The sequence below is a fragment of the Pseudenterobacter timonensis genome (assembly GCF_900021175.1).
Classification (GTDB): Bacteria; Pseudomonadota; Gammaproteobacteria; order Enterobacterales; family Enterobacteriaceae; genus Enterobacter; species Enterobacter timonensis.
Genome location: NZ_FCOP01000011.1, coordinates 247384 through 262352, shown reverse-complemented (window position 1 = coordinate 262352; position 14969 = coordinate 247384). Strand labels below are relative to the sequence as shown.

Below are 14969 nucleotides of genomic sequence, written 5' to 3'. Positions count from 1 at the left end.
AAGCGGAGCGAGTAGGCTTGCGCTCAGATGATAACCTTCCCACGTGTCATGAGGCTTCATGATGAGCAAAGTAAAACAAACCGAGATCGACCAGCTGATCGTGCTGGTTGGCGGCCGTGAGAATATCGCGACTGTGTCACACTGCATTACCCGCCTGCGCTTTGTGCTCAACGATCCGGCCAAAGCCAATCCGAAAGCGATTGAAGAGCTCTCCATGGTGAAAGGCTGTTTCACCAATGCCGGGCAGTTTCAGGTGGTGATCGGTACCGAAGTGGGCGATTACTACAAGGCGCTGCTGGCGACGACCGGCCACTCCTCGGCGGATAAAGAGCAGGCGAAGAAGGCGGCGCGCCAGAATATGAAATGGCACGAGCAGCTGATCTCCCACTTCGCGGAGATCTTCTTTCCGCTGCTGCCTGCGCTGATTAGCGGCGGTCTGATTCTGGGCTTTCGTAACGTCATCGGCGATGTGCCGATGAGCGACGGCAAAACCCTGGCGCAGCTCTATCCCGCGCTGAAAACCATATATGACTTCCTGTGGCTGATTGGCGAAGCGATCTTCTTCTATTTACCGGTGGGGATCTGCTGGTCGGCGGTGCGCAAAATGGGCGGCACCCCGATCCTCGGCATCGTGCTGGGCGTTACCCTCGTCTCTCCGCAGTTAATGAACGCTTACTTACTTGGTCAGCAGACGCCGGAGATCTGGAATTTTGGCCTGTTTACCATCGCCAAAGTGGGCTATCAGGCGCAGGTCATTCCGGCACTGCTGGCGGGGCTGGCGCTCGGCTTTATTGAGACGCGCCTGAAACGCATCGTGCCGGATTATCTCTACCTGGTGGTGGTGCCGGTCTGCTCGCTGATTCTGGCGGTCTTTCTCGCCCACGCCTTTATCGGCCCGTTTGGCCGCATGATTGGCGACGGCGTGGCCTTCGCGGTGCGTCACCTGCTGACCGGCAGCTTCGCCCCCATCGGCGCCGCGCTGTTTGGCTTCCTCTACGCGCCGCTGGTGATTACCGGCGTGCATCAGACCACCCTTGCCATCGACATGCAGATGATCCAGAGCCTGGGCGGCACCCCGGTCTGGCCGATTATCGCCTTGTCGAATATCGCCCAGGCTTCGGCGGTCACCGGCATTATTCTGGTCAGCCGCAAACATAACGAGCGCGAGATCTCCGTTCCGGCGGCCATCTCCGCCTACCTCGGCGTGACCGAACCGGCGATGTACGGCATTAACCTGAAATACCGCTTCCCGATGCTGTGCGCGATGATTGGCTCCGGCCTTGCAGGGCTGCTCTGCGGCCTCAACGGGGTACTGGCCAACGGCATCGGCGTGGGCGGCCTGCCGGGTATTCTCTCCATCCAGCCCGCTTACTGGCAGGTCTACGCGCTGGCGATGGCGGTGGCGATTATTATCCCGATGGTGCTTACCACGGTCGTTTATCAGCGCAAGTTTCGTCAGGGTGCGCTACAAATTATTTAACCTCCTCTTTTGGGGCGCCGTTGCGCCCCTTCGCATTTGCAGGAACGCACTATGAATAACCTCCCCCACTGGTGGCAAAACGGCGTTATCTATCAGATCTACCCTAAGAGCTTTCAGGACACCACCGGACGCGGCACCGGCGATCTGCGCGGCGTTACCCGCCGCCTGGATTACCTGAAAACCCTGGGCATCGACGCCATCTGGCTGACGCCCTTCTATATCTCTCCGCAGGTGGATAACGGCTATGACGTGGCAGATTACCTCGCCATCGACCCGGCCTACGGCACGCTCGACGATTTTGACGAGCTGGTCAGGCAGGCGCACCAGCGCGATATCCGCATCGTGCTCGACATGGTGTTCAACCATACCTCCACGCAGCACGCCTGGTTTCGCGAGGCGCTCAATAAAGAGAGCCCCTACCGGCAGTTTTACATCTGGCGCGACGGCGTGCCGGAGACCTGCCCCAACAACTGGCTCTCCAAGTTTGGCGGCAGCGCCTGGCGCTGGCACGCGGAGAGCGAGCAGTATTATCTGCATCTCTTCGCCCCGGAACAGGCGGATCTGAACTGGGAGAATCCGGCGGTGCGCGCCGAGGTGAAAAAAGTGTGCGAGTTCTGGGCCGATCGCGGCGTCGACGGCCTGCGTCTGGATGTGATCAACCTTATCTCGAAAGATCAGGGCTTTCCGGACGACGAGCACGGCGACGGCAGGCGCTTTTATACCGATGGCCCGCGCATCCATGAATACCTGCGGGAGATGAGCCGCGATGTCTTTACCCCGCGCAACCTGATGACCGTGGGGGAGATGTCCTCCACCTCGCTGGAGCACTGTCAGGAGTATGCGGCGCTCGACGGGCGCGAACTCTCCATGACCTTTAACTTCCACCACCTGAAGGTGGACTACCCGCAGGGTGAGAAGTGGACCCTCGCCCGGCCGGATTTTGTGGCGCTGAAGGCTATCTTTAACCACTGGCAGCAGGGTATGCACAACCTGGCGTGGAACGCGCTGTTCTGGTGTAACCACGACCAGCCGCGCATTGTTTCGCGCTTCGGCGACGAGGGGCGCTACCGTCTGCCCGCCGCCAAGATGCTCGGCATGGTGCTGCACGGCATGCAGGGGACGCCCTATATCTACCAGGGCGAAGAGATAGGCATGACCAACCCGCACTTTAAGCGTATCACCGACTACAAGGATGTGGAGAGCCACAACATGTTCGCCCTGCTGCGGGCGAGCGGCCACGATCCTGACCATCTCCTGGCGATACTGGCGAGTAAATCCCGCGACAACAGCCGCACCCCCATGCAGTGGGACGCCGGCCCGAACGGCGGCTTTACGACCGGCGAGCCCTGGATTGGGCTGTGCGATAACTACAGGGAGATTAACGTGGCGGCGGCGCTGGAGGATAAACACTCCATCTTCTATACCTACCAGACGCTCATTAGCCTGCGTAAAACGCAGCCGGTGCTGACGTGGGGGGATTATGTGGATCTGCTCCCTGCCCATCCCGCTATCTGGTGCTACCGCCGCCGCTGGCAGGGGCAAACCCTGCTGGTGGTCGCTAACCTGAGCCTGGAGAGCCAGCCGTGGCAGCCGGAGGGTACAGACGGCGAATGGCGCGTTCTGCTCGGCAACTACGAGGAGACCCCCGCCACGCCCCAGGCCATGACCCTGCGTCCCTACGAGGCGGTATGGTGGCTCCAGGGTTAATGCAACATCTGAGCAGGCCCGGCGCCAATGCCGGACCTGCCATTTTGTTGAATAATTAATCATTTATCTGCCTGGATAATTTACAAAGCCTGCAACGCCCGCCGTTTGTACTCTCTCTTTTTTACCTTGTCCTGAATCAAAAAAATCGCAAACATGTTTGATGCAAATCACTATATGTAGCACTTAAAATGCGCTCCGCCCCTACATCTAGTATTCATCGTCTACTCTTCCTTATAAAAGACGGCGAGCACGCTGGCCGGAATTGTGGATAAATCACGTAGGGGACACGGGAAGTTGCCGGGATGATTGAGGTTCCGTCCCGTGCATATTTCTCCACCTCTGTGGATAACCTGTTTTTAAAATGGAGTGATCATGACACCGCATGTGATGAAACGAGATGGCTGTAAAGTGCCGTTTAAATCAGAGCGCATTCAGGAAGCGATTCTGCGTGCAGCTAAAGCAGCGGGAGTCGATGACGCAGATTACTGCGCCACCGTCGCAGAAATCGTCAGTCAGCAGATGAACGGCCGCAGCCAGGTCGATATCAACGAGATCCAGACTGCCGTTGAAAATCAGCTGATGTCCGGTCCATACAAGCAGCTGGCGCGCGCCTATATTGAATACCGCCACGATCGCGATATCCAGCGTGAAAAACGCGGTCGTCTGAACCAGGAGATCCGCGGCCTGGTGGAGCAGACCAACCCGGCGCTGCTTAACGAAAACGCCAATAAAGACAGTAAAGTGATCCCGACCCAGCGCGACCTGCTGGCGGGCATCGTTGCCAAACACTACGCCCGTCAGCACCTGCTGCCGCGTGACGTGGTGCAGGCGCACGAGCGCGGCGAGATCCACTATCACGATCTCGACTATTCCCCGTTCTTCCCGATGTTCAACTGCATGCTGATCGACCTGAAGGGGATGCTGACCCAGGGCTTTAAGATGGGGAACGCCGAGATTGAGCCGCCAAAATCGATCTCCACCGCCACGGCGGTGACCGCCCAGATCATCGCCCAGGTGGCCAGCCATATCTACGGCGGCACCACCATCAACCGCATCGACGAAGTGCTGGCGCCGTTTGTCGCCGAAAGCTTTAAAAAGCATCAAAAAGTGGCCCAGGAGTGGCAGATCCCGGATGCGGACAGCTACGCCCGCTCCCGCACTGAAAAAGAGTGTTATGACGCCTTCCAGTCGCTGGAGTATGAGGTGAACACCCTGCACACCGCCAACGGCCAGACGCCGTTTGTCACCTTCGGTTTTGGGCTGGGCACCAGCTGGGAGTCGCGCCTGATCCAGCAGTCTATTCTGCGCAACCGCATCGCCGGGCTGGGTAAGAACCGCAAAACCGCCGTCTTCCCGAAACTGGTTTTCGCCATTCGCGACGGCCTGAACCATAAGGCTGGCGATCCAAACTACGACATCAAACAGCTGGCGCTGGAGTGTGCGAGCAAGCGCATGTACCCGGACATTCTTAACTACGATCAGGTGGTGAAGGTGACCGGCTCCTTTAAAACGCCGATGGGCTGCCGCAGCTTCCTGGGCGTCTGGGAAGATGAAAAAGGGGAGCAGATCCACGACGGGCGTAACAACCTCGGGGTCATCAGCCTGAACCTGCCGCGCATCGCCCTGGAGGCGAAAGGCGATGAGAACGCCTTCTGGACGCTGCTGGACGAGCGTCTGCGGCTGGCGCGTAAAGCGCTGATGACCCGCATTGCCCGCCTGGAGGGGGTAAAAGCCCGCGTCGCGCCGATCCTCTATATGGAAGGGGCCTGCGGCGTGCGTCTGAAGGCGGACGACGACGTGGCGGAGATCTTCAAAAACGGCCGCGCCTCGATTTCGCTGGGCTATATCGGCATTCACGAAACGGTCAACGCGCTGTTCGGCAACCAGCATATCTATGACAGCGAAGCCCTGCGTGAGAAAGGGGTCGCTATTGTCCAGCGGTTGCGCGACGCGGTAGACCAGTGGAAAGAGGAGACCGGCTACGGCTTTAGCCTCTACAGCACGCCAAGCGAGAACCTCTGCGACCGTTTCTGCCGTCTCGATACCGCTGAATTTGGCGTGGTGGACGGCGTGACCGATAAGGGTTACTACACCAACAGCTTCCATCTGGACGTGGAGAAGAAGGTTAACCCGTACGACAAGATCGACTTTGAAGCGGCCTATCCGCCCATCGCTAACGGCGGGTTTATCTGCTACGGCGAATACCCGAACATCCAGCACAACCTGAAGGCGCTGGAAGATGTCTGGGATTACAGCTATCAGCACGTGCCGTACTACGGGACGAACACCCCGATCGACGAGTGCTACGAGTGCGGCTTTACCGGCGAGTTCGAGTGCACCAGCAAGGGCTTCACCTGCCCGAAATGCGGCAACCACGACGCCGCCCGCGTCTCGGTGACCCGCCGCGTTTGCGGTTATCTCGGAAGCCCGGACGCGCGTCCGTTTAACGCCGGCAAGCAGGAAGAGGTGAAGCGCCGGGTGAAACATCTGGGGAACGGGCAGATAGATTAAGGCTGGAGAGGTTTCCCCTCACCCTAACCCTCTCCCCACAGGGGAGAGGGGACAGCCCGAGAACCGCCCGACTTAGGGAGAAGGGACATCCCGAGAACCGCCCGTCTTAGGGAGAGGGGACAGCCCGAGAACCGCTCGACTTAGGGAGAGGGCAGCCCGAGAACCGCCCGTCTTAGGGAGAGGGCAGCCCGAGAACCGCCCGTCTTAGGGAGAGGGGACAGCCCGAGCGCGGAATCAGAACCGGACGCAGGACCGCCTTTCCCCCTCTCCCTTCCAGGGAGAGGGCCGGGGTGAGGGTTCCGACAGGCACATTCACACAGAAGCGAAAATGAACTATCACCAGTACTACCCCGTCGACATCGTCAACGGCCCCGGCACCCGCTGCACCCTGTTTGTCGCAGGCTGCGTGCACGAATGCCCCGGCTGCTACAACAAAAGCACCTGGCGGCTCAATTCAGGCGTGCCGTTTACGCAGGAGATGGAAGATCGGATCATCCGCGATCTGAACGACACCCGCATCAGGCGCCAGGGCGTTTCCCTCTCCGGCGGCGATCCGCTTCATCCGCAGAACGTGCCGGATATTCTGAAGCTGGTGCAGCGCATTCGCGCCGAGTGTCCGGGCAAGGATATCTGGGTCTGGACCGGCTATAAGATCGATGAACTTAACGGCGCACAGATGCAGGTAGTGGATCTGATCAACGTGCTGGTTGACGGCAAATTTGTCCAGGATCTGAAAGATCCCGCCCTGATCTGGCGCGGCAGCAGCAACCAGGTCGTCCACCATCTGCGTTAAAAGCGGCTCAGGCACTCCATCGCCACGGTTTTGAAGGCCGCAAAATCACGGCAGGCGCAGAGCCGCGTCATTGCCCGCTCGCGCAGAAACGTCACAAAAATATCGTAGATCGCCATTGCCTCTTCATACTCGCTTTTACTGATGGCGAGCAGGAAAATGACATGCGCGGTCTCATCGCCCCAGGCGATACCCTGCGGCGCCAGCACGGTATAGACCACCGTTTTTTGCGCCAGCAGACCGAGGGAGTGCGGCAGCGCGATGCCGTCGCCCAGCATGGTGCTGACAATCGCCTCGCGCTCCACCACCGAATCGAGAAACTCTGCGCCAACGAATCCCTCCGCCTCCAGCTGCGTGCAAAGCGTCTGAAACAACGTCTCGCGATCGAGCGGGGTATCGATAATGCGAAAATGGGCGGCGTCGAAATACTTCTCCAGCATCCAGGGGCGGGTGCGATCCACCAGCACCAGTTTGCCAATCTGCTCCAGCTGATAGTCGGTCGGGAACGGCGCGATGGTGACCACCGGTTTCGCCTTCTCGCTGATGCGGGCGGTGGCGATGACAAAATCCTCGCTAATCGCTCCGGCAAGCTCATACTCGCGCAGCGTGACGGTGCGGGTCACCTCGAGCTGCGGATATTTGCGCTGCAGCACCGCTTCGATCATCCGCGCCATGGCGTTGCCGGCATCGCAGACCAGCAGCACCCGCGGCTGACGCTGGTAGCCGATATTGTAGTGGCGCTCCAGCCCGACACCGATATGCAGCACCAGAAAACCGATCTCGTTTTCGCTGATGGCGTAGGGGGTATATTTTCCCCAGCTCGACACCGCCGCAAGCGTCATGTCCCATGCCATCGGATAGTGCTGCTTGATGTTCTCCAGCAGCGGGTTGGGGATCATGATCTGATAGCGCACGCGGGTGATCATGGTCTTGATATGGGTCAGCAGATCGGCATGCAGCTGCGCATCGCTCAGCAGGTTGTAGTTATAGTGGGTGTTAATGTAGCGCAGGATGTAGTTAACCAGCGCCTCTTCGTCGTCGGCATTGATGGCGCTGGGCGCTATCTCCTGGATCTGCCGCGCGGCGATATGCACGCACAGCCAGCTCTCTTCCGAGGGGGATAAGGTTTTATCGGCCAGGCTGGCGATGGCGGCGGCGATATCCCGCGCGGCGTCGCGCACGTTATCGTCCACATCGTCAGCGGTGAACTCCGGCAGCGGATAGCCTTCGCTGATGCGCCTTACCGATACGGCGCAGTAGAGCCGCACGAACAGCTCCCCCTCGTCGGTCAGGCGCAGATGGTAGCGCGTCAGCGTATCATGCAGTACCGCCGCCAGCCGCTCCGGTACCCCCGCGTTCAGCGCCACCTCCGTGACCAGAGGGTTGAGGCTATCCTGCTGCGCCAGCTCCCAGAGCAGATCGGTGAGACAGGTGCGGATCGCCATTTCGCTGCCGAAAAGCTTCATGCCATGGCGCGGGCGGGTTTCCAGCGTCAGGTTGTAACGATGGAACCACTCGCGCACCTCCACCATGTCGCTCTGCAGCGTGGCGCGGCTGACAAACCACTCGTCGGCCAGATCCTCCAGCTTGAGGGAAAAAGCTGACGTCAGGAAACGCACCACCAGATAGTGCACCCGCTCCTGCCCGGTGCGCGGAATGCGCAGGCCACGCGGGCGGCTATCCTGCAGCGTCCGGTAGCGGGCGGCATCTTCGATCTTCAGCCGGTAGCCGCTGCCACGGTTAAGGATAAACTGCGCGCCGTGACCGGCGAGCAGGGCGTTGAGCGCGCTGATATCGGCTCTGACGGTGCGAGTAGAAACCGACAGCCGCTGCGCCAGCTCATCCTGAGGCAGCGTCTCGTTCTGCAGCATCTCAAACAGCTGGGCTAAACGTTGGTTCGGAAATCGCACGTCCTGATCCTCTTACTGCTCAAGGTGTGAATGAAATAACCATCTGGGACGGGCTGCCAACCGGGGTATAGTCCGGCTCGAAGCGCAGCGTGCCCCCGCTGGTTACCCGGAAACGGGTGATGTTATCGCTGCGCTGATTCATGACGTAGAGCCATTGTCCGTTCTTATCCAGCGTCAGGGAGCGGGGATAGTCGCCGCGCGTCCAGACGTCATCCTTGTGGATCAGCGTGCCGTCAGCCTTTACGGTAAAGTGCGCGATGCTGTTATGCAAACGATTGGCAACATAAAGCTGCTCTCCGTCCTGGCTCAGCACGAGTCCCGCCGCAAAGCTGGTGCCTTTGTAACCCTGCGGCAGCGCGGAGATCGTTTTCCCCGCTTTCAGCGTGCCATTTGCCGCGTCCAGCGCGTACCAGGTCAGCGTGGAGGCCTCCTCGTTAATCAGCCACAGGCCATCCCCTTTTGGCGTAAAGACGAAATGGCGCGGCCCCGCCCCTTTCGACGAGGCGCTGATAAACGGCGGATCGTTGGGGGTTAATTTGCCCGTGCGATCGTCGAGGCGATACTGGTAGATCCGATCCAGCCCCAGATCGGTGGAGTAGACAAATCTGCCGCCCGGATCGGCGGCGATCATATGGGCGTGCGGGCCGTTATGATCGCTGATGGCGAAACTGCCTTCGACGGCAGCTTCCGGCTTCGCCGCCCCCGGCTCCCCTTTATCCTGCTGCACATCCGTCGCCTCTCCCAGCGAACCATCCGGCTGCACCGGCAGGACGGCGATCGAGCCGCTGACGTAGTTGGCCACCAGCAGATAGCGACCATTCGGGGTGAGTGACAGATAGACCGGCCCCGCGCCGCCGGAGGCGACCTGGTTAAGCAGATGCAGCTCGCCGTTTTTGTCGACGCGCAGCGCCTGTACGACACCCTGTTCCACTTCACTGGCGAGATAGAGCGTGCTGCCGTCGTGTGAGACGGTAAGCTGCGCGGCGTTTGGCAGTTTGCTTACCAGCGTTTTGTTACTAAGCGCGCCGGTTTGCGGGTCAACGGTAAAGCGGTACAGCCCTTCGCCGTTGGGGTTGTAGGTCCCCACCCAGGCGTACTGCGTCTGGGCGACGGCTGCGGTGGCGAGTAGCGAAAGTGATGCGGCAAGCAGAGTGCGGGTGTGCATGGTTGCTCCTGTGGCGTTGTGTGGTTGTTCCCCTCACCCTAACCCTCTCCCCAAAGGGGAGAGGGGACCGATCGAGCCCGCTTTTGCCTTATGGAGAGAGGACCGAGCGAGCACACTTTTCCCTGCGGGTGCCGTTCGGGCCGGGGCACTATTTTCCCCCTCTCCCCTCTGGGGAGAGGGCCGGGGTGAGGGGCAAGTCTGACTACACCCGCTTCTTCGTCATCGCCAGCAGCTGGCGCACATCGTCCGGGCGCGTGTCGCCGCTCGCTTTATCGATAATCGAACTATAAACATGCGGAATGATTTTGCTCACTCCCGCCTCTAGCGCAATCTGCAAAATCTCTTCGAAGTTGTCCAAATCGATTCCCCCGGTCGGCTCCAGCCAGAAGTCGTGACGGGCGCAGGCTTCCGCTACCGCTTTGTATTCCTCCCGGCATTTCAGGCCGCCCATCGGGAAATACTTAATCGAGCTGCCGCCGAAATCCTTCAGCAGGGCAATCGCCGTTTCCACCGGCACAATGCCGTCCGGCGCTTTGCTGCTCAGCGGCCCGGTGGAGATTTTCACCATCCCGACGGTGCCGGTGGGCGAGACCAGGCCGTTGACCACCGTCTCGTTCTGCCCAAGCAGCGCGCGGCTGGTGGCCACGCCGGTAAAGACCTGGTTGACGTGCTGCGGCTGTACCTGACGGGAGATCTCGCTCACCATCGCCGACTGGTTCGGGTCACCCGCCCCCAGCCCCACGGAGAGCGCGTTATCAATCAGTTGAGCATACTCGCGCATATCCGCCACCGCGCTCGCCACGTCAGGGTAATTTTTGGAGAGCACGCCCACCAGCACATGGCCTTCTGCCGCCTCGTAAATGGCGCTGGCGTTGGCTTTCGAGCCTGCCAGCACGTTGAGGCAGACGCGGTCACGGTAAAAATTGGGGGTCAGTTTCATGCGGTTTTCTCCTCTCCTGTCACTTCGCTAATGCGACGCCAGATAATGTCGAGCTGGTCAGCGGTGACGCTACGCACATCCGCTTCGATAATGCCTTCGTTGGCCTTGTAGCCGCGGAAGTAGATGGCGTACTCCCCCTGCTTAAGCTGATTCACCAGCTCGCCGGTGCGGATACCGGTGACCGCCTCGTCAAACTTAATCTCAGTGCGGGCGATGTCGCGCCCGGCGCTGTCCCACACCACGCGCGCGGTAACGCCGTTCAGGGTGTTGAGCGCGTCGATAAACGGCGTCATCTTCGCCACCATCTCCGCCCCGCTCTCTTTGGTGGCTGTCAGGTAGTGTTCGATGGCGCAGGTCAGGCCGAGAATGCCCTCTTTGCCCACCTTCATGGCGCGACCGATGCCCGCCGTCTGGCGTTTCACCCACTCCACATATTGCGCTTTGCCGATCACCAGACCGCTGGTTGGCCCTTCGATCGCTTTCGCGCCGCTGTAGATCACCAGGTCAGCGCCGGATCGGTAATAGGTATGCAGATCCTCTTCCGCCGCCGCATCGACGATCAGCGGCAGATCGTGTTTACGCGCCACGACCGCCGCCTGCTCGACGCTGAGCATGCTTTTCTGCACGCAGTGGTGGGATTTGATGTAAAGGATCGCCGCGGTGCGGGGGGTGATCGCCGCCGCCAGCTGGTCGGCGGAGCATTCATTGGCGTAGCCCGCCTCCACCACTTTACCGCCGCCCAGCGCCACCATGGTGCCCACCGGCGCGCCAAAGTTAACGTTGTGGCCTTTCGGCAATACGATCTCGTTGTTTTCAATCGGGGTGACGTGCAGGTTTTCCAGCAGCCAGTCGCTCTCTTTCACCAGTACCGCCGCCACGGACTGGGCAATGCCCGCCGAGGCGCAGGAGACCACCGTCGCCCCTTCCACCTCCAGCAGCCTGGCGATGTATTCTCCGGTTTTATTGACCAGATCTTTCATCTCGAAGTAGTGATTCATGCCGTCCATCGCCGCCTGCACCACCTCCGGGCGCGGCGTGGAAACCCCCAGCGCCGTCATGCGGCCGGAGGCATTAATCACCTGTTTTAAATGGTATTTCTCATAAATCGAAGGCATGTTCCGTGCTCCCTTGTTCGGTCATGTAGCCCTTGCCCGCGCGGATCGCGGCAAGCGGTACCAGTATCTTTTCAGCGCTCAGGCTGTCGTTTTCCGCATCGGTCAGTAGCGTCGGCTGATGCTTAATCGTGAACAGCGTCAGGTCAGCGTCCAGTCCCGGCTGGATGCGGCCCTTGCGCGCCAGGCGCAGGCCATCGGCGGCGTTAGCGGTGACGCAGTCAATCACCTGCGGCAGGGACATGCCGATGGCGAGGAATTTCGACATCACGCTCGAAAGCGACCCCACCGGGCCGTTAATGCGGTTGCGGCAGTAGATGTCTGAGCTGATGGTGTGCGGCAGGATGCCCATCGCGATGGCGCGTTTCGCCACCTCAAAGCTGAAGCTCGCCGTGCCGTGTCCCACGTCCAGACGCACGCCGCGCTTCAGCGCCGAGGTGATGGAGGCGCGCAGCTCGCCGGATGGCGTCAGAATGCGGTTGGGTTTGCCGTTGTAACAGTGGGTGATGATGTCGCCGGAGCTTAACAGTTCGGCAATTTCATCCAGATTCGGCGGGTTGTTGCCGATGTGCACCATCAGCGGCAGGTCGCCGTTCTCTTTCTGGATCGCTTTCGCGCGTTCCAGCGGCGTAATGCCATTTTCGCCCACTACGCTGCTGCTCATGCGCGCCTTCAGACCGACGATAAAATCGGGGTGGCGCCTGACTGCCTGCTTCACCGCATCGGCGTCAATGTTCGCCATGTTCGCCAGCTCGTTCTGAGCAATCAGCCCCACGCGGGAGATATTCAGCAGGGCAAAGACCTCGGTTGTGGCCTGGCGGGTGATCTCGTAGAAGTCGTCCACGTCGTCGGCGCCGGTGCTGCCCGCGTCCACCACGGTGGTGACGCCGGTGGCGATGCCGACGCTGTCCGGCTCATCGTGATAAATCGGTGATTTCGGGTAGCAGTGAACGTGGGAGTCAATCCAGCCCGCGCTGACGAAAACCTCTCCGTTAAGCTCAACGGTCTTGTGAGCGGGAGCGTCAATCTCGCCCAGCGCGGCAATTTTCCCCTCCTGAATAGCGATATCGGTCAGGGTATCGTCGACAAGGCGCGCGCGGCGCAGGAGTAAATCAAACATGGGGTTCTCCTGGTTGAGCGGGCGATTTCTCACCCGCCGGGATAATTTGCCGGATGGCGGCTTACGCCTTATCCGGCCTACAACATCGTCCTTGCCCGCGGGTGTTAAAGGGCGACCGGGAACAGCCAGCCTAAAATCATCGCACCGAGGATCGCGCCGCCGGTGATCGGCTTTTGCCAGATATAGAAAAGCAGCGCGCCGATAAGCGATCCCACGCCGATCGGAATGGAGGCGGTCATGGCGCTGAGGATGATCAGCGGCCCGAGGAAGCGGCCCGAGGCGTTGCCCGCCCCCATCATCACGTCCGCGCCGTAGGTGGAGTTGCTCTGGTTGATGGTGAACTTACGCGCCAGGATGATGACGTAACCAATCGCCAGACCAATCACCAGGCCGGTAATCAGGGAGGCGATAAAGTTGGTCACCGGGAACATGATCCCCGCGCCCAGCAGCAGCGCCGGGACGCCAAGACCCACACCGGTCTGAATGGCCCCGCCGATATCAAGGATCCCCACCAGCGACCCTTCGATAATACGGGCGAAGAGGAAGCTCGCGCCGAACGCCGCCACCGCGCCGTAGACGCCGGTATCAATCCCCGCTTTCAGCATCGCCACGAAGGCCACTTCGTTAAACGCGCCGATGCCGTAGAGGTAGTACATGTGCGTCCCGGCAAAAACGCCGGAGGAGAGCAGGCCAACAAAGATCGGGAACGACCAGTCGGCATACCAAAAACCTTTATTCTGTTCCATGTAGAGGCTCCTGTTATTTACCGCTGAGCGAGTTGTGGATCATGTCGAGCCAGTTCGGCACGGTCAGATGGAAGGATTCGATCATCTTCATATCGAAGCCGCGGAAGAAGCCGCTCAGCACGAACAGCAGCACGATAGCCGCCATCATGACTTTGGTGACGTGGTTCCAGCCGCTCTCTTCAACACCCTTGCCAATCAGGATACCCAGCACCAGGCCCGGTACGGCGTTACCCATGATCAGCTGCGCTGCGCCGCCGAAGATGGTGGCCCAGAAGCCCGACTTTTTACCCGCGTCGATGGCCGCCAGCCAGAAGATCACCGGCATCACGGTGTTCACCAGCAGGTTCGCGGCGGGCACCAGTACCTTCACGGCGGTGACCTGCAGCGCTTCCGGTACCGACGAGGCGGTCAGGTTGAGGAAGGTCACGACGATCATGCCGATAATGCCGCAGGCGATCGCCATTTTGCGTGGATCGTGCAGCGTCTCGCCGACGTTGCGGTTTTTGATCATCAGCGCCGCCGCACCCCAGTTAGGGATGATGCGGTGATCGACATCCTGGGTGAAAGAGCCCGCCGCCACCGACGAGGCCCAGGCGTTAAAGAAGAACCCCAGACCGAAAGAGAAATGGGAGGCGGGATCCCCTTCGCAAGAGTTCAGCTCCCCCAATGTACGAAACGCGCCCATACCTTGCGTGGTAGGCGCATGAAACATGCGTGCAGCCCCTGCGCCCACACCGACGCCAACCAGGCCGCCGATAATGAGCGATTTTATTAATATAATTAAGAACATCAGTCTGCCCTTTTGATAAATATTCAGCGATGCGTGACGAACTCCACCTTATCGACATTGATGGCGGTCACGTTGACGGTCACATCCAGCTCCACGCTGTAGGTGCGTCTTTCCCGGCGCAAAAAGAAGAACAGAAAAGCCTCTTTACGCACCGCTTCTTGCGCCTGAACAACCTGCACATCCTGTGGCTCAATACGCAGTAAGATATGCGGCGACGCTTTCATCACCGCTGCCTGAACGTGGTTCAGCGCGTCGGCAAAGGCGCGCGCTTTTGACTCGCCTTTGCCCTTTACTCTCACCGTGGTGGTGAATTGCTCTTTCATGCTTATGCGCCGTGCTTCTTCTGCCACGCCTGCACCAGACGTTCGCCCAGCTCTTCTTTGTCCATAAAGCCGAAGCCCAGCACGTTGCAGCCTTCGTTGATGGCGGTAACGCCCTCATCCACGGAACGCATGCCATATTTGGCCTTGTAGCCATACTTGTTCTGGGCGGTAATCGCCCCCGCGCCGCCGCTGCCGCAGAAGGAGATGCCGAAGGTGGCGTTCTCGGTTTTCATCACGTCGCCAAGCTTCATGTCCGCCGCCACGCCCGGTACCACCACCGCACGGCCGCCCGCTTTCTCCACGCCGGCCGCCACTTTCTGGCCTTTACCCAGGCGATCGCCAATCACGACTGTAATCTGTTCCATGTGTTGCTCC

13 protein-coding genes are annotated in these 14969 nt (G+C 60.0%); 4 read left to right on the top strand and 9 right to left on the bottom strand.

Going from position 1 to position 14969, the window contains the following annotated elements; all coding sequences use genetic code 11:
* The first annotated feature begins 61 nt into the window (after positions 1-61).
* The 4 genes from treB (at position 62) to nrdG (ending at position 6491) form a co-directional block, all read left to right on the top strand.
* Entirely contained in the window at positions 62-1480 is a 1419-nt protein-coding gene (gene treB / locus BN3796_RS07620) for a PTS trehalose transporter subunit IIBC (RefSeq protein ID WP_061708818.1), read from the top strand.
* Between the two features lie 51 nt (positions 1481-1531).
* Positions 1532-3187: an alpha,alpha-phosphotrehalase gene (treC, locus tag BN3796_RS07615; protein WP_061707777.1), complete on the top strand. Its 1656-nt coding sequence runs from the start codon at positions 1532-1534 to the stop codon at positions 3185-3187.
* A gap of 372 nt (positions 3188-3559) precedes the next feature.
* Positions 3560-5698 (top strand): anaerobic ribonucleoside-triphosphate reductase, encoded by a 2139-nt coding sequence (gene nrdD, locus BN3796_RS07610; RefSeq protein WP_061707776.1) that lies wholly within the window; start codon positions 3560-3562, stop codon positions 5696-5698.
* Between the two features lie 328 nt (positions 5699-6026).
* Positions 6027-6491 (top strand): anaerobic ribonucleoside-triphosphate reductase-activating protein, encoded by a 465-nt coding sequence (nrdG, locus tag BN3796_RS07605; protein ID WP_061707775.1) that lies wholly within the window; start codon positions 6027-6029, stop codon positions 6489-6491.
* On the opposite strand, the gene BN3796_RS07600 is transcribed toward nrdG, so the two are convergent.
* The 9 genes from BN3796_RS07600 to BN3796_RS07560 all read right to left on the bottom strand — a co-directional run bounded on the left by BN3796_RS07600 (position 6488) and on the right by BN3796_RS07560 (position 14959).
* Positions 6488-8398, bottom strand: a complete 1911-nt coding sequence (locus BN3796_RS07600) for a BglG family transcription antiterminator (protein WP_061707774.1) — start codon at positions 8396-8398, stop codon at positions 6488-6490. The two genes, nrdG and BN3796_RS07600, sit on opposite strands and share 4 nt — an antisense overlap.
* 19 nt (positions 8399-8417) lie before the next feature.
* On the bottom strand, positions 8418-9563 hold the full coding sequence (locus BN3796_RS07595; RefSeq protein ID WP_061707773.1) for a lactonase family protein: 1146 nt from the start codon (positions 9561-9563) through the stop codon (positions 8418-8420).
* A gap of 202 nt (positions 9564-9765) precedes the next feature.
* Positions 9766-10503, bottom strand: a complete 738-nt coding sequence (dagF, locus tag BN3796_RS07590) for a 2-dehydro-3-deoxy-phosphogluconate aldolase (RefSeq protein ID WP_061707772.1) — start codon at positions 10501-10503, stop codon at positions 9766-9768.
* Entirely contained in the window at positions 10500-11618 is a 1119-nt protein-coding gene (locus BN3796_RS07585) for a DgaE family pyridoxal phosphate-dependent ammonia lyase (protein WP_061707771.1), read from the bottom strand. The genes dagF and BN3796_RS07585 overlap by 4 nt, the downstream gene beginning before the upstream one ends.
* Complete coding sequence (locus BN3796_RS07580) at positions 11602-12735, bottom strand: amidohydrolase/deacetylase family metallohydrolase (RefSeq protein ID WP_061707770.1); 1134 nt, start codon at positions 12733-12735, stop codon at positions 11602-11604. The genes BN3796_RS07585 and BN3796_RS07580 overlap by 17 nt, the downstream gene beginning before the upstream one ends.
* Before the next feature lie 104 nt (positions 12736-12839).
* Positions 12840-13481, bottom strand: a complete 642-nt coding sequence (locus tag BN3796_RS07575; protein ID WP_061707769.1) for a DUF4310 family protein — start codon at positions 13479-13481, stop codon at positions 12840-12842.
* A gap of 13 nt (positions 13482-13494) precedes the next feature.
* A complete protein-coding gene (locus tag BN3796_RS07570) occupies positions 13495-14271 on the bottom strand; it encodes a DUF4311 domain-containing protein (RefSeq protein WP_061707768.1) in 777 nt (258 codons plus the stop codon).
* Positions 14272-14294: 23 nt separating this feature from the next.
* Entirely contained in the window at positions 14295-14594 is a 300-nt protein-coding gene (locus BN3796_RS07565) for a DUF4312 family protein (RefSeq protein WP_061707767.1), read from the bottom strand.
* A gap of 2 nt (positions 14595-14596) precedes the next feature.
* On the bottom strand, positions 14597-14959 hold the full coding sequence (locus tag BN3796_RS07560; RefSeq protein ID WP_061707766.1) for an SFCGS family glycine-rich protein: 363 nt from the start codon (positions 14957-14959) through the stop codon (positions 14597-14599).
* Between the last annotated feature and the right edge of the window lie 10 nt (positions 14960-14969).

Excerpts from the sequence above, each read along its gene's own strand:
- treC (WP_061707777.1), top strand. The coding sequence starts at position 1,532 with ATGAATAACCTCCCCCACTGGTGGCAAAACGGCGTTATCTATCAGATC.
- BN3796_RS07575 (WP_061707769.1), bottom strand. The coding sequence starts at position 13,481 with ATGGAACAGAATAAAGGTTTTTGGTATGCCGACTGGTCGTTCCCGATC.
- dagF (WP_061707772.1), bottom strand. The coding sequence starts at position 10,503 with ATGAAACTGACCCCCAATTTTTACCGTGACCGCGTCTGCCTCAACGTG.
- BN3796_RS07580 (WP_061707770.1), bottom strand. The coding sequence starts at position 12,735 with ATGTTTGATTTACTCCTGCGCCGCGCGCGCCTTGTCGACGATACCCTG.
- BN3796_RS07560 (WP_061707766.1), bottom strand. The coding sequence starts at position 14,959 with ATGGAACAGATTACAGTCGTGATTGGCGATCGCCTGGGTAAAGGCCAG.
- BN3796_RS07595 (WP_061707773.1), bottom strand. The coding sequence starts at position 9,563 with ATGCACACCCGCACTCTGCTTGCCGCATCACTTTCGCTACTCGCCACC.
- BN3796_RS07570 (WP_061707768.1), bottom strand. The coding sequence starts at position 14,271 with ATGTTCTTAATTATATTAATAAAATCGCTCATTATCGGCGGCCTGGTT.
- BN3796_RS07565 (WP_061707767.1), bottom strand. The coding sequence starts at position 14,594 with ATGAAAGAGCAATTCACCACCACGGTGAGAGTAAAGGGCAAAGGCGAG.
- treB (WP_061708818.1), top strand. The coding sequence starts at position 62 with ATGAGCAAAGTAAAACAAACCGAGATCGACCAGCTGATCGTGCTGGTT.
- nrdD (WP_061707776.1), top strand. The coding sequence starts at position 3,560 with ATGACACCGCATGTGATGAAACGAGATGGCTGTAAAGTGCCGTTTAAA.
- BN3796_RS07585 (WP_061707771.1), bottom strand. The coding sequence starts at position 11,618 with ATGCCTTCGATTTATGAGAAATACCATTTAAAACAGGTGATTAATGCC.
- nrdG (WP_061707775.1), top strand. The coding sequence starts at position 6,027 with ATGAACTATCACCAGTACTACCCCGTCGACATCGTCAACGGCCCCGGC.